Below are 19,977 nucleotides of genomic sequence, written 5' to 3' on the forward strand. Positions count from 1 at the left end.
TTTTTTCACTAATATAAACTATCCTTTTTCTCCCTATACCCTTTTTAAACTCAAGTTCACCCTCAATAGTATCATCCTTTCTTGGTTTATTTGGTCTATATTAATTCTATCGGAAAATTATGTTAAAACATTATGCTCTATGGATTACACTTTTTACATGGAAAATAACCTTTATAAACCACCTCTTCACGTGTTCCCTTAAACTCAAGCTTATTTTTTTCACTCATTTCCCTCACTGAAGCACAACTTGGAAAGTGAAATTTTAGGGTATGTGTGTTCAAAATATAAATTATCTTGTCTTTTTGAGGTTTTGTGGTTTGTGTTGGTAATTCTGTTTTTTCAATTCTAAAGCTTGTTCCCGTAGTATAATCTATGTTAATACCTGGCTGAACATTATAACAGTATACGTTAAACATTATTCCTTTTCCGCTATCTTCAATAGAGTATGCCTCAATTAATACCCCACTTGCAACAAGATTTTTCCCTTCAAAAACAGGAGTTACCCTATATAATACGTGATTTTTTGTAAACTTTACATAATTCGCGACTTTGTTTTCAAATGGCAACATACCTTCAACATTCATATATCTTGTCCCAGTTATAAGATTATTAGGATTAGCATTCTCTCCTGATAATTCAAATGCAATCAAGTGGCACCGATTGTACAAATATTTATCTTTTATAATATCATCATACCTTACTGTGTGCCATCCCGATGGCCTTATATCTCCTATATCTTCACGCTTGCTAATCGGCATAGTTTCTTGTCCAATTAACGCAAATGCAACCCCACAACGTCCTAGATTATCTAACTTAGCATACGATTCAAAAGTTTTAGTTGTATAATCTTCTTTTTTGAAAAATGGTTTATTGTCATTGACTATTGCATATGCTTCCCCACTGTATTTAGGCACATTTCTTAGCCAAACATATTTGTCGTCCTCTTTATGTAATTCATATTCTGCAATTGAACTAATGTTTGCTTTATTGTCATCATTTGTCATATCACCAATACGCCCTACTAATACAAGAAGTGGTATTATAATAAGCCATATATATTTCTTTTTCACAAAATCATCCCTCTCTTGTTGTTTTTTTCACCTTTGTCTGTATCGAAAAATATTAACATATCCTAAATACTAAAAAGAGCCTCTATATTCTAGGGCTCTTTTTAGTATTCTACCACTTTTTTCTTTTTTATAATTCCAAATACTATCGCTACTACAACCATTGCTGCTGACAACACCTGGGACACTCTAAAATTTAGCAACATCAAACTATCCACCCTAAGTCCTTCTATGAAAAACCTTGCTAAACCATACATCAGCATATACGCGAAAAATACTTCGCCGTCAACCTTTTTTCTTTTCCTTATCCCGCACAACACAAAAAATATAACCAGTGTCACCAACGACTCATATAGAAAAGTTGGATGCACCAACTTTTCCCCAGCTACACCCTTTATTATATCTCCCGTCATACCCCATGGCAGTGTGGTTTCCACTCCAAATGCTTCTTGATTAGTGAAATTACCCCATCTTCCTATAGATTGACCTAATGCAAGGTACGGCATCAATATATCCACAACATCTAAAAACCTATAGCCTCTTTTTTTACAATAAACATATATAGAAACAAGTGCACCTATTACTCCTCCATATATTGCAAGTCCACCTGTTCTTATGTTTAGTATGTTTACCCACTCATGTCGAAATTCATCTATATTAAATACAACATAATATGCCCTTGCACATAAAAGTCCAAAAACTATCGCATACACTAAAATATTACATATGTCATCCACTGTATACCCAAATCTATACACATTTCTTTTCACCAAAAAAAATCCTACAAATATAGCAATTGATATTATAATCCCATACCAATATATACAAAAATCACCAAATGAAATTGCTACTGGGTCTACATCAAAATGCAAATCAAGTTTTGGAAAAGCTATATAACTAATCATCGTATCTCTTTACCTTTCAATAGGATACACAATGGACAAAGCTAATCTCTCTTCTTTAAAGTGCTCTTTCAAATAATACATCAAATCTTCTATTGTTACCTCTTCTAGTACACGATAAAAATCAAGACTAATTACACCTTTAAAGTAATTTTCTATAAATGTTGTAGATACCGTATCTATTCGCTCGAACTCTCTTATAAAATCTCCAATTTGTGATTTCTTTTCTCGTAGGAAATCCTCTTTTTTTATTCCATCTCTTTTTATTCTCTCTATTTCGGCTAATATCATATCCTTTACCTTTTCTGGCTCATCTGTCTCTCCCCCGAAATTTGAGAAAGCATAGTTCTCCTCAATTGTATAATCATATCCAAATGTCGTATTTATTAATCCTTGACTGTACATATCACTGTATAAATTCGAACTATTTCCCATAATTATATCCAACAAAAGATTTATACACACGTCTTTTTTCAATTTATCATATCCATCTATATATACTTCATTGTCTTTATATCCCATCAAAAATAACGGTCTTGCTATCTCTTTTCTGTCCCTAACTACCTTTTTATTAACTTCAGCTGGTTCGTCTGGATATATTCTCTTTATATCTAACGTATCAGTTACTTGTATATTTTTATCCACTATTTCAAATACCTCATTTGGATCCACATCTCCCACCACTAATACCATCATGTTTGATGGATGATAAAAAGTATTGTAACATTTGTACAAAAGCTCTGGTGTTATCTTCGATATACTCTCCACCGTTCCACCTATATCTATCTTAACAGGATTGTTTTTATACAGACCTTCAAGTAAGTTTAAAAATACTACTCTTGTACCACTGTCTTTTAGCATATTAATCTCTTGAGCTATTATTCCCTTCTCTGACTCAACGTTCTCTTCTGTCAAATATGGTTCTTGCACAAAATTCAATAATGTATTAAAGTTCTCTTTAAAATTATTTGTACACGAAAATAAATACACTGTTTCTGCAAATCCTGTATACGCATTAGTATTAGCACCTAATTTTGAAAACGTATCCATTACATTCCCATCTTTTTGCTCAAACAATTTATGCTCCAAAAAATGTGCTATACCATCCGGCACTCGTATTTCTTTCTTTGTATCCGGATCAATAAAAATATTGTTTAATGATCCATAATGAGTTCCAAACGTTGCAAATATTTTCTTATAACCCTTCTTGGGGATAACAAAAGCCTTTAACCCACACTTATGTTCATACTCATACAACACTTCACTTATATCATCATAATTATGCTTTTTTATGTTCATCTTAAATTTCACCTCTCTTACTTATTTGTTGTCAACACATATTCTGTGTCTAATACTATATTTTCTGATACTTTCATAATATCTTCCTTTGTCACACTATCCAGCATTTCTAAAATTTCTTCTATTCCCAATTTATATCCAAATAACTCTTTTCTTAATTCCACTCCGATTATGCCATACTGAGTATCTCTTGTCGCTTCGTATGAATTTCTTATACTCTTCTTCGCCGTCTCTATTTCAAAATCCGTTATGTCTCCCTTTTTCATATTGTTTAGTTCTTTCATTATCATTTGACGTACTATATCCCTATTTTTCCCTTCTATGCCCGTCGATATCATCATTAATCCCTTTGTTCTATCAAGCATAGAGAATATATAATAACACAAACTATTCTTCTCTCTTACATTTTTGAACAACTTCGACGATAAACCGCCACCTAGTATCTTATTGTAAACTAGAGCACTCACATAGTCTTTTGTATCATTATCAACATTAGTCCTAAATCCCATGATATATTTATCTTGAATTACTTCCATCTTATCTACCACAACATTTACCTTATCCACTTGTTTCTTAACCAGTGTATTCTCAACTGATATAATTTTATCACGTTTTAAATTTCTGAAACATTCTGTGCTTTTCATGATCATATCGTTATCAACATTACCAGCTACAAAAATGTACATTGGCATACTACTAATCATTCTATGATAATTCTTCACCAAATCTTCATTCGTTATCTTTGCATAATCCTCTACATATCCCCTGTTATTTACCCCAAACGGCTCATCTTTGAACATATTCTCTAGAAACCTACAAGTTGCATATTCGCTTTTTTCGTTTATCGTCGCCTCAATCATTTTTATCAAATTACTCTTTTCTGTGTCTACATATTTTTGTTCAAACTTCCCATCTTTTATATACGGATCTAATAAAACATCTCTAATAAAGCCAAATGCCTCTTCTATTAAACTTTTTTTGCCAAGCGTAAATTTATCATCTATCACATCAACTTGGAAACTCATTATGTATAAATCTCCATGTTTGTTCCCTTCGCAATCAAGACGTAAACCGTAAAGCTCTGCTTTTCTTCTCTCTAAATCCAAAGTCTCCTTGTATTTATTCGTTCCTCTATTTAAGACGGATACCATCAACGCATTTGTAGATACTGTACTTCTAGACAATTTATCCACAAAAAATACACTTATACTATTAGTTTTAAACCTATCCTCTTTTATATTGAATATGTTTATGCCATTACCACTATAAAGCTTCTCCAAACTCATCACTTACCTTCCCTTATTTTTTTCACATCTTGATTAATTTGCTGAGCTAAATCTTCTATGCTACCAAATTTTCTCTCCCCTCTTATTCTCTCCAAAAATTTAACCGCTATTCTTTTTCCATATATATCTTCATCAAAATCAAATATATTTGTCTCTATACTCTTATAATTAATACTTCCGATAGTTGGGTTTGTACCTATATTAGTTATACTATCATACACCATATCATTATACTTGGTGCGTGTCCTATACACACCAACTTTAGGAATTATCATTCCAACTGGTTTTGTTATATTGGCTGTCTTAAATCCAATTTTTCTACCGTTTTTTAATCCTTCCATCACTTTACCTTCTATACAAAACTCCCAGCCTAATAATTCATTTGCACTAAAAACATCACCTTGTTGTATAAGATCTCTTATTTTGGTGCTACTTACATCATCAACCCTTTCTACCACATCAACTTCAAAAAACTTTTTAAAACTTGTAATATTTCCTTGTCTGTCTTTACCAAATCTATAGTCATCCCCAACAACAGCGGCACTAACATTAAACTTATCTTTTAGCTCCTTTAAAAAATCCTCCGCTTTGATGTTCTTAAATTCTTTCGAAAATTTTCTAAACACGACATAATCTACCCCTAAAGCATCTAAAGCGCAAACCTTTTGCTCGCGCGTCATAATCTTTTCCATATTTTCCTTCTCTATCACGTACACCAACGATTTGCCATTTATCTTATTGGCCAAATCAATTAATCTATTGATTAGTTTTAAATGTCCCAGATGCAATCCATCAAAATTTCCCAATGTCACAGCAGTAGCCTCTATTAAAGCTTTCGCACCCGATATAACTTCCATATCATCACCTATCTCTTATGCAAACAATTTTTTCGATTTTATAAATACAACATCATCTTTCTTTACCAAAATACCAATTGCTATAAACCTTTCATCGTATCCATATACCCTGTAATAATCACTACTTGCCGTGAACCCTCTTAGCTTCACCAAATTACCATTTAAAAACTTTTTCTCTTGCTCTTTAGATAAAGGCAATCTAGGATAATCTTGCAAGACACAATCTGGACACAACAAGTGCCTATCAAGCTTTCCGCTATCACTCAAACTTTTTATTTTCTCCAACGTAAGTGCATCTTGTATTTCAAACTCTCCCACTCTATCTCTTACCAAAAACGACATATATGCACCAATACCAAGTTTTTTCCCTATATCATAACAAAGTGTTCTTATATACGTTCCTTTACTAACATCACATCTAAAAATAGCTTTCGTATTATCTTTTATGCTTACCACTTCAATATTACTTATTTTTACACTTCTAGGAGCTCTCTTAATGACTTCTCCCTTTCGCGCAAGATCGCAAAGCTTCTGCCCGTTTATTTTTACAGCTGAATACATAGGTGGAATCTGACTGTATCCTCCTTCAAATGAGCATATAGCCCCCTTTATCTCATCTATACTAGCATTATTGTCAAATACCTCCGTCACTTTACCTGTAGCATCCTCGGTAGTTGTGTTCTTGCCAAAAACAATCTCCGCAACATAGCTTTTATCTTTATTCAATATATAATCAATTACTCCGGTTGCTTTCCCTATACACACCGGCAATACACCTGTTGCCATTGGATCTAGCGTACCTGTATGTCCTATTTTCCTCTCGCCTACAACCCTTCGCAAATACGCCACCACGTCAAAAGAAGTCATATTTGTGGGTTTTAACACATTTATTATACCATTCACTTACATTTCCCCTCTAATACAATTTACCAGTTTTTCCTCAAAACTCATTATATCTCCTTGATATGTACAGCCGGACGCCTTCTCATGTCCTCCTCCGCCAAACATACTAGCTACTTTGGATACATCAACAAAAGATTTCGACCTAAGACTTGCCTTAAGGCTGCCATCCTCTTTTTCTCGTATCACGGCACCCACTTCTACTCCTCTTATATTTATTGCGAAATCTATTATGCCCTCAGAATCACTCTCTTTTGCATGTACCTTATCCATCATTTCCCTCGTAATATGCATAACCGCAATTTTCTCATGATAATACATTTTAAGTGTACCTATTGCTTCCGCTACAAGCTTAATTCTCTCTTTACTATTTTCATCAAACACCTTATTCGATATCCAATTGCTATCCACGCCATACGACAACAAATCCCCCGCTATCATATGCGTTGTAGGTGTTGTATTATCAAACTTAAATCTACCCGTATCAGTTGATATCGCAACGTAAAGACACGTCGCTATATCTAAATCAATCTGTACCCCCAAACGCTTTACAAGATCGTACACAATCTCTCCTGCCGCTGCTGCATCAGGCTTAACGTAACTATTATCAGAATACGTATAATGCAACACATGATGATCTAGCGAAATAGTATTCTTTATTTCATCAAGCAAGCGTCCTCTGTCTCCCAAAAGCTTCCTATCCGCTACATCAACCACAATGAGAAGATCATGTTCTCCAATTTTGTCACCATTATATCTAACCAGCCCATCTATGTCAAGCCAAAAATCAAATCTTTCGGGTACATTTTCTTCTATATACGTAACAGCATACTTCCCCATTTTCCTAAGTGCAAGCATAAGTCCCAATGACGATCCTATAGCATCTCCATCCATATTCGTATGGGACACTATTGCTATGCTCTTTGCTTTTTCTATCAGTTGTATTATTTTATCCATATTCATTCTTCTTTCTGTATATTATCACCTGATGAAGTTTTTACACTATCCTCTGATACATTTTTCTTATGAATCTTCTCATCTATTAATTTAGATATATAAAAACCATGCTCTATTGAATCATCAAGCTTAAATATCAACTCTGGCAATAACCTAAGTTTAACATTTCTTCCCAACTCACGTCTTATAAAGCCAGCTGAATTCTTCAATGCTAAAATTGCATTATTCTTCTCATCATCACCCAATACACTTACATAAACTGTTGCATATTTCAAGTCTTTCGTAACCTTAACATGCGTAACACTTACCATATCAGGTAATCTCGGATCTTTTATCTCCTGCTGTATTATATGACTTATTTCCCTTTTTACTTCTTCTGATATCTTATCTATTCTATTAACTGACATTACAATCCACCTCTCTTACTATCTTTCTACTTCCTGCATTTCAAAGGCTTCTACTACATCTCCTTCTTTTATATCGTTAAACGATTCTATGGATAATCCACATTCGAAACCTTGTGCTACCTCTTTCGCGTCATCCTTGAATCTCTTAAGTGAAGCAAGTTTTCCTTCATATACAACTATTCCATCACGTATCACTCTAACCTCTGAATTTCTTGTTATTTTCCCATCTAACACATACGCACCACCAATAGTTCCTATTCCCGACACCTTAAATATTTGTCTTATCTCAACGTGCCCTATCACAACTTCCTTATATGTCGGATCAAGCATTCCTTTCATGGCAGCCTGTATATCCTCTATCGCATTATATATTACTCTATAAAGTCTTATATCAACTCCTGCATCTTGTGCAATCTCTGTAACATTCAATGCAGGCCTTACATTAAATCCTATTACTATAGCGTTGGATACTTGTGCAAGTATCACATCCTGCTCAGTTATCGCACCAACTCCACCATGTATTATATTAATTCTTACTTCATCATTAGTAAGCTTTTGCAATGATTGCTTAACAGCTTCAACTGATCCTTGCACATCCGCCTTCACTATCAAATTTAAATCTTTTATATTACCTGCTTGTATTTGGTTATATAATTCCTCAAGCGATACTTTTGCTGTAGCTTTAAGATGCTTTTGTCTTTGTTTTAACTTTCTCTTTTCTATAAGACTCTTTGCAAGCTTCTCATCTGTTATTGAATGGAATACTTCTCCTGCCTCTGGCACTTCGTGGAATCCCAATATCTCTACTGGTGTAGATGGACCAGCCTTTTTTATTTTCTTACCTTTATCATCTACCATGGCTCTTATTCTTCCAAATGTAACACCCGCCACTATTGAATCTCCAGAATTTAATGTTCCTTCTTGCACAAGTAGTGTTGCTATTGGTCCTCTATCCTTGTCTAGCTTCGCTTCTATTATTGTTCCTTTTGCCTGCCTATTAGGATTTGCCTTAAGTTCCAACATCTCTGACACCAACGTAATCATCTCTAAAAGATTCTCTATACCTTGATTCTTTTTAGCAGACACCTGAACAAATATAGTATCTCCACCCCACTCCTCTGGTATTAATCCATATTCGGATAATTCCTTCTTTACTTTATCTGGGTTGGCTCCTTCTTTGTCTATTTTGTTCACCGCAACTATTATAGAAACATTTGCTGCCTTTGCATGATTAATAGCCTCTATTGTTTGCGGCATAACTCCATCATCCGCCGCAACAACCAATACAACAATATCTGTAACCTCAGCACCTCTTGCTCTCATTGCTGTAAACGCTTCATGCCCCGGTGTATCTAAAAATGTAATACTTTTATTGTTTATTTTTACAGTATGAGCACCTATGTGCTGTGTTATTCCACCAGCTTCTCCTGTCGTTACATTAGTTTTTCTTATTGCATCCAACAATGATGTCTTTCCATGATCGACATGCCCCATTACTACTACTACCGGTGGCCTTGCTATCATCTTGGATTCATCTACTAATTCGTCATCTTTAAATAGAATATCCTCTTCCTTTACCTCAACTTGCTTTTCTACTTTTATGTCAAACTCGTCACCTATCAACACTGCTGTATCAAAATCCAACTCACTGTTCACTGTAACCATCATTCCCAAAAACATAAGTTTCTTTATTACTTCAGCAGCTGTCTTTTTCATAGCTTCCGCTAATTCTTTTACCGTTACACTCTCTGCAACTGTTATATTTTTTACAACAGCTTTTGGTATATCAAAAGTTTTCTGTTCTTCTTTCATATTCTTATTCTTAGCCCTATTCTTTCTTGCAAACTTACCTTGTTCATCATAATACTCATCAATTAAGGTATCCGTGTTTCCACCTTTACCCGTTTTTATGTATTTCTTAGTACCATCGTATTTAGAATCCTTTGTAGATAGAGACCTAATACTTAAATTTTCCTTTTTTTGCTCTCTTTTTTTCTCTTTCTCTGCACTTTTTATTGAAGATTCTCTTCTCTCTTGTTTAGACAGTGACTCTGCCTGCTTCTCATTTAATTCTTTTGTTTTGCTACTTTTAACATTATCCGATCGATAACCTTTATTATTCTTTTTTGTAGCATTATCTTTTTGCCAAGCTCCATTCCCTCGATTATTGCCTTGGCCCTTGTTTTCAACTAGTACTCCTTGCTCTTTTGTTTTTCTATTCATACTATCCCTTCGCATATTTGACACTATTTTATCTTTTTCATTTTTCAATTGTGACTTGTTCCCATCTTTGTTATGTTGACTACTATCGCTAACGTTTTTATTCTGATATCCAAAATGTGCTACCTCTTTTGTTTTTGAAATACTACTTTTTTTAATTACATCTTTTTTAGAACTAAGCTCAACTTTTGCATCAAGACCATTAATTTGGGCTTTAGTTTCATCTACTGTATTATTTTTCTCATCTGCTTTAAGCATTTTTTCTTCTCTTTGCTTCATCATATTTTTAGCTTTCATCTCTTCTAACAACCTATCATAACTATTGTCTTCGTACACAAAACCCTGTCTTAGACCCGATCCGTTGCCTTTAGCCTTTTTTTCTTCTTTTTTGCTTTCTATATTAGTCTCTTTCTTATTCTCCTTAATACTCTCATCTCCATCCAAATATATCTGTCTCTTTCTTATTATAACAGGACCCTTTTTCCTATCTTTTTTCAACGCTCCTTCAATTCCACCACTCTTTACTTTATCCTCTTTCATATTGTTTTGTACAAAGCCTACATGTTTGTACAATTGGCCTATCTCTTCCTCCGTTAACAAACTCATGTGATTTTTCACATCTATGCTAATCTCTTTTAGCTTTTCTAGTAATCTCTTACTAGTGATATTTAATGCCTTTGCAACTTCATAAACTCTGGATCTTGCCAATATGCACACCTCCATATTCAATTTTAAATATCTTCTATCATTTCAATGAACTTCTTTGAAAACTCTTTGTTTTTAACTCCTACTACTGCAACCACATTTTTACCCATGTGCTTACCTATTATTTCCTTAAAACCTATGCTTCTGTATACAACATGGTGATATTCACACTTTCTTATCACACCGTCCTTTGTATTTTGTGAAGCATCTTTAGCAACTATAACAAGCGACACCTTCCTATTTTGTACTGCTTTTTTTACGGCTTCCTCTCCCAATATTACCGCATTTGCTCTCCTCGCCAACCCAAGGAACATAAATACTTTATCACTCATACTCAACTCTCCACAAACCTTTGTAGTTTATCATAGAAACTCTCATCACTTTCAATACTAAAAAGCCTCGCCAGTCTATCACCCTTTCTAACCTTACCAATACACTTATTATCTTTACAAATATAAGCACCTCTTGTTTGAATCTTATATGTTGTATCAATATACAATTTATTATCATCTGTCCTAACAACCCTTATAAGATCTTGTTTAGGAACTTTCTTCTTACAACTCATACACATTCTTAATACTTGTTTCAACACTATCACCTTTTAATCATTATCTTTGAACAACCCTTTTACTTCGTCCGAAACATCTGGTTCACTCTCTTCCGGCAAATTTTCTTCTTCTGATTCGCTCTCTTTAAACAATGACGCTCCATTCAAATTTATATTTAGTAACTTTTTCTCTATTGTCTCTCTAAATTTAGAAGCACTCTTTATATCTATCTTCCACCCTGTTAATCTTGCAGCTAGTCTAACATTTTGTCCTTCCTTACCTATAGCCAATGACAATTGCGAATCTGGAACAACAACTTCTGCTGTCATATCTTCCTCATTCACTTTAACCTGCATAACATCTGCCGGACTCAAACTACTTGCGATGTACTCAACCGGATTATTACTCCACTTTATTATATCTATTTTTTCATTCTTTAATTCATCAACTATATTTTGTACTCTAGTTCCCTTTTGTCCTACACATGCCCCAATAGGATCAATAGCATCATCTTTGCAATACACTGCAATTTTTGTTCTAGATCCTGCCTCTCTCGTAATACCTTTTACTTCAACTAATCCACTCGCTATTTCTGGCACTTCAAGCTCAAATAACTTCTTGACCAAATCTGCACATGATCTAGATACATATACCAACGATCCCTTGGTTGTGTGCTTTACATCTATGATATATACCTTCACTCTATCGTTAAATTTGTACTCTTCATTAGGCACTTGTTCTCTTCTTAACAAAATTGCTTCTGTCTTTCCCAAATCTATCATTATATTCCCGTGCTCTATCCTTTGAATTACACCTGTAACGATGTCACCTACTCTTGCTGAAAACTCTTCGTATATCATATTTCTTTCAGCTTCTCTTATCCTTTGCAATACAACTTGTTTAGCTGTTTGTGCTGCTATTCTACCAAATTTCTTTTGTGTTATTTCTACTTCAAATGTATCTCCTTCTTCTAAGGTTGGATCCTGTTTTTTAGCATCTTCAACTGATATCTCTTCTAGATCATTTTTTACTTCTTGCACAACATTTTTTAATGCAAATGCACCTATTTCACCTGTATTTTTATCTACAACGACACGCACATTCTGTGATGCTCCAAAATTTTTTTTATACGCTGAAGCCAATGCAATTTCTATTGCTTCAACAACAATATCCTTTTTTATACCTCTTTCTTTCTCTAATTGCTCTAGTGCATAAATTAAATCTGCATTCATTTATTAAACCTCCTCATTAAAACTTAAAAATTGTTTTTATCAACGACACATCTCTTTGATCAAAACTTAACATCTCGCCATCGCAATCTATTATAATAACCTCATCTTTTCTTCCCACTAGCTTTCCTTCAAATTTTTTCTTCCCATACTTATTGGAAAACAATCCAACTAAAACATCGTGTCCCTTGTACTTTTCAAAATCTTTATCCTTTTTTAATGCTCTCTCAACTCCCGGTGATGATACTTCAAAAAAATCATGATTTTGTATACCGTTATCATCTATTATCTTGTCCAGCACACGACTTACCTCACTACAATCATCTACTGTGACGTGATTATCTTTATCTATGTATACTCGTAAATAAAATTTCCCACCTTCTTTTGTTAGCTCCACATCAACAAGTTCAAATCCCATATCATTTAACACAGGCTCTATTAAAGCAGAAACTCTATCAACTACCTTAGACACTTACAACACCTCCTTAGCACAACACACAACCTATTTAAAATCAACCTTACCAAAATTAAAGAGTGGGCAATTCTTCCCACTCTCCTGCTCGAAAAACCAAGTCCCGCTCAGTCAATAATCCTATAATAACACATCTCTTTACACTTTTCAATCTTTTTTTTAAAAAAAATGTCACCACATATCTTACTCTTTTTTAATCGCATTAACCACTTCTTTTTTGCGGTCTTCCCTGATGGTATAATCAAAAAATTAAGGCTCGAGAATCCCTTCATAAAAAAAAATAGACTGATGTTTCTACCTTTCATCAGTCTATTTTTGAATCTTTATTTTTTTACGTTACACATCTCTTTCTTTTCCTTTTGTTCAAAATGCTCTTGGTCTATATTGTCTGTCTCTACATCGGCTGTCTCTATATCTTCTAATTTTTGGTTCTCCATATTACTATTTCCCGAAAATATCTTCTTTTAAAAATTCCATATTTTACTTTCTTGTTTTTCTGAACCTTTATTATATTCCTGCGCTTTCTTCCCCTCTTTTGGCTCTACTTTTTCTATTTTTATTTCCTCTACCTTTTCTTCTTCTAGCTCTTCTTTTTGACCTCTTACTATATCTTCTTTGGGTATTATATATATTTCCTCCGCTTTCCTTCCCTCTTTTGGCTCTACTCTTTCTATTTTTACTTCCTCTACCTTTTCTTCTAGCTCTTCTTTTTGACCTCTTACTATATCTTCTTCCTCTCGTTCTTCCTCTTGTCGTGCATCAAAAAATTCTTCCTCTCGCTCTATTCCCTCTTGTGGCGCATCAAAAAACTCTTCTTGACCTACTCTCTCCATTTTTACTTCTTCTAGCTCTTCTTTTTGACCTCTTACTATATCTTCTTCCTCTCGTTCCTTCTGTTGCAAACTTTTTTTACCCATTACACGCAAAAATAATTCTTTAATTTTATTAAAAAGCTCTTTAAGCTTTTTATAAACACTTCTTAATTTCTCCAGTATTATATTCCCTCTTTTTTCTTCTTGTCGTGCATCAAAAAATTCTTCTTGATCTCCTTCTATATATTTTCCGTAATACCTATTATAGTCATCTATCTGAGCTTCTAATTGAATATCATTAATTTGAGCCAAATAATCCCTTATTATTCTTTTCTCTTTTTCAAAAAATCTATTATCTCCGTTTAATTTCCCATTTGCAATATTGTCCATCCCTTTTACAAAATCATTAAGCTTACTCTCTTGCTCAATTAATAATCCTTTTGCAACATTTTTAATTTCTTTGTTGATCTCATCTTGTCCATTAATCACTTCTACGTAAACCTTTAGTCCTTCAAGGTATTCATTAATTAAATTCTTATACAAGAGAACATCATTATCCATTGCCATAATAATCACTCCAATCTTAATTTAATTACTTTATAAAATTTTAGGTATTTTTATTATGAAAAGTCCTCATTAATTATGTATTGAATATAGATACAAACCTCCTGTGCAAATAAAACACGCAGCATTACAAAACTATATAATCATTTGCACCTTAATCTTCATTGAGTTGATTTCTCAGGGCTGTATATTTAAGAAAGAAATTCTACGTAATACTACTTTGTGGTTTGTGCATCTACAAATCAATTAACATATCGACACATTCTGCTAAACTATTTAATTTTTTTTGAAAAAAAAATTTTATCCATTAATAAAAATTATCAATACTAGATTTTTTTAGCGATTCATCACTTACTTATAAATAAAAGTTAATTTATTCTTGCTAAATATAAATACAACAAAAGCCCCTGTAAAAATCAGGAGCTTAATATATACTCTTATGGTGGAGGCGAGGGGAGTCGAACCCCTGTCCGAAACTACATCCACACAAGCTTCTACGAGTGTATCCCATGATTTATGATTCCCACAATATGCGTATCACAGGCAAAACACACATCACGGTAGCTTCATAATTTCTAACTAATCTCAAAGCTTTGATTAGTTAGGTGGAGTCGTTAACCTACCACAACCCGAGGCCTGTGTTTTTTTGACACCAATAATCTTCGGCAAACAGGTCCCAAAGAAATTGATGCAAGCAGAACTTAAGCTGCTTGAAGTACTAATTCATCATTATTAGCATTTATTATTATGTTCTCGTTTTTTAAGAGGCCAACGAGAATCCTCTACTCGCTACTCATGCTTCTGCAACCCCGTCGAAACCTTTACGCCCCCATATACGTATCTTCATTTTTTATATTTACACATAACACTATGGGTATATCATCTAAATCTTTCTTTTATACTTCTATCCATCTCTCTCTTTGCTTCTCGTTCTTTAATGTCTTCTCTCTTGTCGTATAGCTTCTTACCTCTAGCTACCGCCAAAGAAATCTTGACCTTCCCTCTAGCAAAATATGCTTTAAGTGGTACAAGCGCTAATCCTTTTTGCTGAACTAAACCTATTAACTTATTAATTTCTCTTCTGTGTAGCAAAAGTTTTCTATCTCTTAAAGGATCCTTATTAAATATATTACCCTTATCATACGGACTTATATGCATACCAACAATATAAACCTCACCATCTTTTATCCTAGCATAACTATCTTTTAGATTCGCATTCCCACTACGGATAGACTTAACTTCTGTGCCTGACAACACAATACCAGTCTCGATAATCTCCTCTACAGAGTAATTATGTCTAGCCTTTCTATTTTGTATCTCTATGCTACCACCCATTTCACATCACCTGGCTTTCAATAGCTTACGCTCTCCATAATACATTATTGCCCTCTTCTTGTCAAGATGCCAAAAAGCGATACATATGCACTACACATATATACCACTCCCAACAATTGGTGGGCACTATAGGGCTCGAACCTATGACCCCCTGCTTGTAAGGCAGATGCTCTCCCAGCTGAGCTAAGCGCCCATATTGGTGACCCATAGGGGATTCGAACCCCTGTTACCGCCGTGAGAGGGCGGTGTCTTAACCACTTGACCAATGGGCCATTCTGGTAGCGGCGATTGGACTCGAACCAACGACCCTCCGGGTATGAACCGAATGCTCTAGCCAACTAAGCTACGCCGCCTTACTATCCTCTCCTGAAGACTCGTTCAGTTTATCACGTTTCAATTTGCTTGTCAATATGTTTTTTTATGTTTTTATGTTTTTGTGTTACTAAATTAATTGCAAGTCATTGCCAAATGCCATACTTAGATATTTAATTTTTTTGAATAAAATTTCTATCCCAGGCAATAATAATATTGACCTCACAAAATATACATTTTAACCCCCTTTAAAATGGCACTCCTTCCTTATCATAGGAAAGAGTGCCGTTATATATTTGCATTATTTACTCTACTTACTCAAATACAACTTCATCAAACAACAATGTCTTGTCTATATTTATAGAGTATCCTCTCTTATCCACTGAGTCATAGCATGTTCCCTCTTGCTCAAGTTTTAATCTTATTGTTGATCCCTTTTCCGGTTTATTATCTAACTGCACAGTAAAGTTTTCTCTTCTACCTGCTGATATTCTTTGTCCATCTGCAATTTCAAATACTATGTCTCCTTCTAAACTAGTAGCCTTTGCTATTACATCCATGTTCTCATTTCTTAGTGTATACTCTCTACCACTAGATGAATTATACAATTCTCTCATTTTTATTTTTTTCATTAGCACTGCTTTTTGTCCCTGGTTTGAAAGTTCAAATGCCGCTACAGTCACGTTATCTCTAGCTGTTGGATTTTTGCTATACGATGCCATTTCTGGTACTATATTAGATATTGCAATAATTCTCTTTCCATCTTCTTGACTAATTCTCTCACCTAATTTCTTCACAGCTATTCCTGTTCTTGATCCTGTTGCTTCAAATATAGTTGTTCCATCTCCTAAAAACAATTCTATTGTTCCTCCATATGGAGCTCCTTCAACTATTTTAGCGTATACAACTAAATCCTTCTCGGTTTGATCTGTTCCAATCATTGGGTTTAACACAAACGGCCTAGTTAAATCAACTTCTCTTTTCCCTAATATATTGGCATATTTACTTGCAGCTGTACCGTTTATATTCGAGAAAGTTGCGTATACATTACCTTCACTATCTTCTATTGAATAATTTGATACATAAGCAGGATTTAATATTGAAGTTTGTCCTCCGTACTCAGCTGACAAATATATCTTATTCACATTAAGTGCCTCTCTACTTGAATTGGATAGTGTCCATTGTCCAAGCTTTACCGCTCCACTCGCTCTTTTTAATTCTATATCTTCGTTTGGTGCAATTGGGACAATCGATGGTGTTACAGTAGGCTTTAGTGTTACCACAGGCATAGTAGATTGAGCTGGTTCAATGCTTTCAACAGGCTTTGGTGTAACACTTTCAACAGGCTTTGGTTTTTCTACCAATCCAAATTCTATAGCTACATCCAAATCAACCCTGCCTTGATCCACCAAATTCTGTATAACTGTTTTACCATGATTATTCGCTTTTAGTACTGCATATGACATTCCAACTACATCATCTCTTGTTAATGTATTTTTACTAAACATAATTTCCTGAGCCCTTGTTATTATACCTTCCGATTGCAATTTCCCCAATGCTTTATAGTAATCGAATCCTGATATATCTAGCCTTTGTAACACAAGCGATGCATAATCTATTCCCTTTAAATCTCCTTGCGGCATAAAATAAAATCCGTCTTCTTTTTCAATTCCTTTTATATATCCTTCACTTGTTGCGTACGCAACTTCTTTTTTGGCCCAATCACTTATTTCTTGCGCATCTATAAATTTTGCCAATGTCGCTCTAACTTTTGATTCGCTCAACTTTTGAGCTTCATCTTCTTGACCAAATAACCTAATCAAAATTACTGCTGCCTGCTCTCTTGTTAGGTTCTGTTCTAGTTCTGGTTTGTATTCTGTCTCACTAACTCCTTTATACAATCCAAGATTGTACAATATTTTGGCCTCGCTCTCATAAGATAAACTAGCTGCAAATGATGGTACTATACTAAAACACGCAATCAACGCAGCAAGAATATTTCTCAAATACTTCTTCATCGCTTAACGTCCCCTCTCTTTTATAAAATCTATTTAAGTATACCATTTGAATATCGACCAAACAACCCTGTAACTAAATTGTAATATTTCTCAAGTCACCATATCAAGGCTCTTTGCATACATCTATTTATATCGAAAAAAAATTAGAGGGTGCATTCAATTGATTACAATAAGTTTATGCATGATAGTAAAAAATGAAGAATCATGTCTCTCCAAATGTCTTGAATCCGCACGCGATTTAGTTGATGAAATAATAATTGTCGACACTGGTTCCACTGACAAAACCAAAGACATCGCCCACATGTACACTGACAAAGTTTTTGATTTTACTTGGGTAAATGATTTTTCTAAAGCCCGTAATTTCTCGTTTTCAAAAGCATCTTGCGATTATCAAATGTGGCTTGATGCAGACGACTTTATCTCACCCGAAAATCAAAAAAAGATACTATATTTGAAATCAAATTTAGACCCTAATATCGATATCGTAACCTTTAAATACAACACTAATTTTGATAATTTCGGCAACCCTACCCTAACATCTACAAGAGCGCGTCTCATGAAAAGAAATAAAAACTACTCTTGGAATGATCCCGTACATGAATATATACAACTTAGTGGCAACATACTTTATGTTAATAACATTTTTATTACACATGCCAAACAAGTACCTAGTACAGATAGAAATCTCAAAATATATGAAACTAATTTAAAAAACGGCATGACTTTAAGTCCACGCGGCAAATACTACTTTGCACGCGAACTAAAAAATCATAACCGTAACATCGAAGCTGTTTACTATTTTGAACAATTCTTACAAGAAGGCAAGGGCTGGAAAGAGGACAACATAGCCACTTGTTTTAATCTAGCAATTTGCTATTTACTACTTAACGAACGTACAAAAATATTACCTATCTTAATTAAGAGCTTTGAATATGACTCTCCTCGTGCAGAAATAACTTGCCAGATAGGATATTATTTCATGCAGTGTGAAGACTACAAAACCGCACGCGATTGGTTTTTACTAACTACACGTCTTGACAATAAAGATATTATGGGATTTAAATTAAATGATTACTGGTACTACATACCTCATATAGAACTTGCAGTGTGTTATTATAAGCTTGGTGATTTACATAATGCTATACATCATAATGAAATAGCTGCCAAGTATAAACCCCAATCTGATGCTGTAATTCACAATAAAAACTTCTTTGAAAAAATATCCACAAAAGATGTATAACAATTTGACAACTAATTTCATATACTGCAAGTAAATCAAAACAAAGGGGATTTACTATGGCAAAAATAAACGATGATAGATGTAATAACAATCCTAACTACCCTCACTGTATACCTTATCCATGGTGGGATGATAACCCTACTGGCATACCTGGACCTATGGGGCCTACTGGACCTATGGGACCTACTGGTGCCACAGGTGCTGCTGGATGCACCGGACCTACTGGAGCTACCGGTGCTACTGGACCTACTGGGCCTGTTCCTTCTCTAGCAATTGGCACAGTAACAACAGGGACAACTGCTGAAGTAACATTAACTGAACAAGATGGAACTTATACAATAAATTTTGTTATTCCATCTAACTAATAAAGGAGGAGACTAGATAATCTCCTCCCCTCCTTTATTATATCAACATATCATATTAATCTTTAAAAACAGTCTCATCTAACAACAAACCCTTATCGATATCCATCTTATATCCTTGATCATCGCTTGAATCATAATATGTACCATCCTGCATCAACTTTAACTGAATTGATGTGCTTTTTTCTGGCTTGTCATTTAGCTGTATAGTAAAAAGTTCACTACCTAATCCTGTTATCTTCTCTCCACCGTTGCTAAGATAAAACACGATTTCTCCTTTATCGTTTGTTGTTGCTTGTCCCACTGTTTCCATCTCTTCATTTCTTAACGTATATGTTTTTTTTCCTGTCGAATTCATCAACTCTTTAAAACTAATTTGTTTTATCTTGATCGCCCTGTATCCTTTGTTCATAAAATTAACTCTCGCCACTGGCACATTTGCTCGAGCTAGTGGATCTCTTTGGTATGATCCCATCTCTGGCACA

The 19,977-nt window shown here is 34.3% G+C and carries 19 protein-coding genes, 3 tRNA genes and 1 other RNA gene; 2 read left to right on the top strand and 21 right to left on the bottom strand.

The features are described from left to right. Positions 1 to 137 precede the first annotated feature (137 nt). From J6Y29_03605 to J6Y29_03700, 20 genes are all read right to left on the bottom strand, one after another. On the bottom strand, positions 138 to 1,004 hold the full coding sequence (locus tag J6Y29_03605) for a DNA/RNA non-specific endonuclease (protein ID MBP5426963.1): 867 nt from the start codon (positions 1,002 to 1,004) through the stop codon (positions 138 to 140). 167 nt (positions 1,005 to 1,171) lie between these two features. After that, positions 1,172 to 1,972: a prolipoprotein diacylglyceryl transferase gene (gene lgt, locus J6Y29_03610; GenBank protein MBP5426964.1), complete on the bottom strand. Its 801-nt coding sequence runs from the start codon at positions 1,970 to 1,972 to the stop codon at positions 1,172 to 1,174. 9 nt (positions 1,973 to 1,981) lie between these two features. Then, positions 1,982 to 3,262 (bottom strand): insulinase family protein, encoded by a 1,281-nt coding sequence (locus J6Y29_03615; protein MBP5426965.1) that lies wholly within the window; start codon positions 3,260 to 3,262, stop codon positions 1,982 to 1,984. Positions 3,263 to 3,285: 23 nt separating this feature from the next. Then, positions 3,286 to 4,554 carry an insulinase family protein gene (locus J6Y29_03620; GenBank protein MBP5426966.1) on the bottom strand — a complete coding sequence of 423 codons (1,269 nt, stop codon included), beginning with the start codon at positions 4,552 to 4,554 and terminating at the stop codon, positions 3,286 to 3,288. Beyond that, positions 4,554 to 5,411, bottom strand: coding sequence for a bifunctional riboflavin kinase/FAD synthetase (locus J6Y29_03625; GenBank protein MBP5426967.1), 858 nt, complete (start codon positions 5,409 to 5,411; stop codon positions 4,554 to 4,556). Before J6Y29_03625 ends, J6Y29_03620 begins: the two co-directional genes overlap by 1 nt. Before the next feature lie 15 nt (positions 5,412 to 5,426). After that, a complete protein-coding gene (gene truB / locus J6Y29_03630; protein ID MBP5426968.1) occupies positions 5,427 to 6,314 on the bottom strand; it encodes a tRNA pseudouridine(55) synthase TruB in 888 nt (295 codons plus the stop codon). Beyond that, positions 6,315 to 7,268 carry a bifunctional oligoribonuclease/PAP phosphatase NrnA gene (locus tag J6Y29_03635; protein ID MBP5426969.1) on the bottom strand — a complete coding sequence of 318 codons (954 nt, stop codon included), beginning with the start codon at positions 7,266 to 7,268 and terminating at the stop codon, positions 6,315 to 6,317. Between the two features lie 2 nt (positions 7,269 to 7,270). After that, the gene (gene rbfA / locus J6Y29_03640; protein MBP5426970.1) at positions 7,271 to 7,675 is read right to left on the bottom strand and encodes a 30S ribosome-binding factor RbfA; all 405 of its coding nucleotides are present in this window, start codon (positions 7,673 to 7,675) and stop codon (positions 7,271 to 7,273) included. 18 nt (positions 7,676 to 7,693) lie between these two features. Beyond that, on the bottom strand, positions 7,694 to 10,618 hold the full coding sequence (gene infB / locus J6Y29_03645; protein MBP5426971.1) for a translation initiation factor IF-2: 2,925 nt from the start codon (positions 10,616 to 10,618) through the stop codon (positions 7,694 to 7,696). A gap of 8 nt (positions 10,619 to 10,626) precedes the next feature. Next, the gene (locus J6Y29_03650) at positions 10,627 to 10,932 is read right to left on the bottom strand and encodes a ribosomal L7Ae/L30e/S12e/Gadd45 family protein (protein ID MBP5426972.1); all 306 of its coding nucleotides are present in this window, start codon (positions 10,930 to 10,932) and stop codon (positions 10,627 to 10,629) included. Positions 10,933 to 10,934: 2 nt separating this feature from the next. Beyond that, positions 10,935 to 11,189, bottom strand: a complete 255-nt coding sequence (locus J6Y29_03655) for a YlxR family protein (GenBank protein MBP5426973.1) — start codon at positions 11,187 to 11,189, stop codon at positions 10,935 to 10,937. A 12-nt stretch (positions 11,190 to 11,201) separates the two neighbouring features. Continuing rightward, positions 11,202 to 12,380, bottom strand: a complete 1,179-nt coding sequence (gene nusA / locus J6Y29_03660; protein MBP5426974.1) for a transcription termination/antitermination protein NusA — start codon at positions 12,378 to 12,380, stop codon at positions 11,202 to 11,204. A gap of 16 nt (positions 12,381 to 12,396) precedes the next feature. Further along, positions 12,397 to 12,849, bottom strand: a complete 453-nt coding sequence (locus tag J6Y29_03665) for a ribosome maturation factor RimP (protein MBP5426975.1) — start codon at positions 12,847 to 12,849, stop codon at positions 12,397 to 12,399. A gap of 464 nt (positions 12,850 to 13,313) precedes the next feature. Then, a complete protein-coding gene (locus J6Y29_03670; protein MBP5426976.1) occupies positions 13,314 to 14,228 on the bottom strand; it encodes a hypothetical protein in 915 nt (304 codons plus the stop codon). Between the two features lie 437 nt (positions 14,229 to 14,665). Continuing rightward, positions 14,666 to 15,056, bottom strand: a transfer-messenger RNA (tmRNA) gene (gene ssrA, locus J6Y29_03675). A 48-nt stretch (positions 15,057 to 15,104) separates the two neighbouring features. Continuing rightward, positions 15,105 to 15,560, bottom strand: coding sequence for an SsrA-binding protein SmpB (gene smpB, locus J6Y29_03680; protein ID MBP5426977.1), 456 nt, complete (start codon positions 15,558 to 15,560; stop codon positions 15,105 to 15,107). Positions 15,561 to 15,677: 117 nt separating this feature from the next. Beyond that, positions 15,678 to 15,753 (bottom strand) — tRNA-Val (locus J6Y29_03685). A 4-nt stretch (positions 15,754 to 15,757) separates the two neighbouring features. Next, a tRNA-Glu gene (locus tag J6Y29_03690) sits at positions 15,758 to 15,832 on the bottom strand. Positions 15,833 to 15,836: 4 nt separating this feature from the next. Continuing rightward, positions 15,837 to 15,913 (bottom strand) — tRNA-Met (locus tag J6Y29_03695). A 273-nt stretch (positions 15,914 to 16,186) separates the two neighbouring features. Further along, the gene (locus J6Y29_03700) at positions 16,187 to 17,890 is read right to left on the bottom strand and encodes a hypothetical protein (protein ID MBP5426978.1); all 1,704 of its coding nucleotides are present in this window, start codon (positions 17,888 to 17,890) and stop codon (positions 16,187 to 16,189) included. Between the two features lie 160 nt (positions 17,891 to 18,050). Here J6Y29_03700 and J6Y29_03705 point away from each other — a divergent pair, with 160 nt between their 5' ends. Further along, positions 18,051 to 19,130: a glycosyltransferase family 2 protein gene (locus J6Y29_03705; GenBank protein MBP5426979.1), complete on the top strand. Its 1,080-nt coding sequence runs from the start codon at positions 18,051 to 18,053 to the stop codon at positions 19,128 to 19,130. Between the two features lie 56 nt (positions 19,131 to 19,186). After that, the gene (locus J6Y29_03710) at positions 19,187 to 19,495 is read left to right on the top strand and encodes a collagen-like protein (protein ID MBP5426980.1); all 309 of its coding nucleotides are present in this window, start codon (positions 19,187 to 19,189) and stop codon (positions 19,493 to 19,495) included. A gap of 55 nt (positions 19,496 to 19,550) precedes the next feature. On the opposite strand, the gene J6Y29_03715 is transcribed toward J6Y29_03710, so the two are convergent. After that, on the bottom strand, positions 19,551 to 19,977 hold a 427-nt coding region (locus J6Y29_03715; protein ID MBP5426981.1), incomplete at its 5' end, for a hypothetical protein.

This window comes from Clostridiales bacterium (genome assembly GCA_017961515.1).
In the GTDB taxonomy this organism is placed as follows: Bacteria; Bacillota; Clostridia; order Acetivibrionales; family RGIG10202; genus RGIG10202.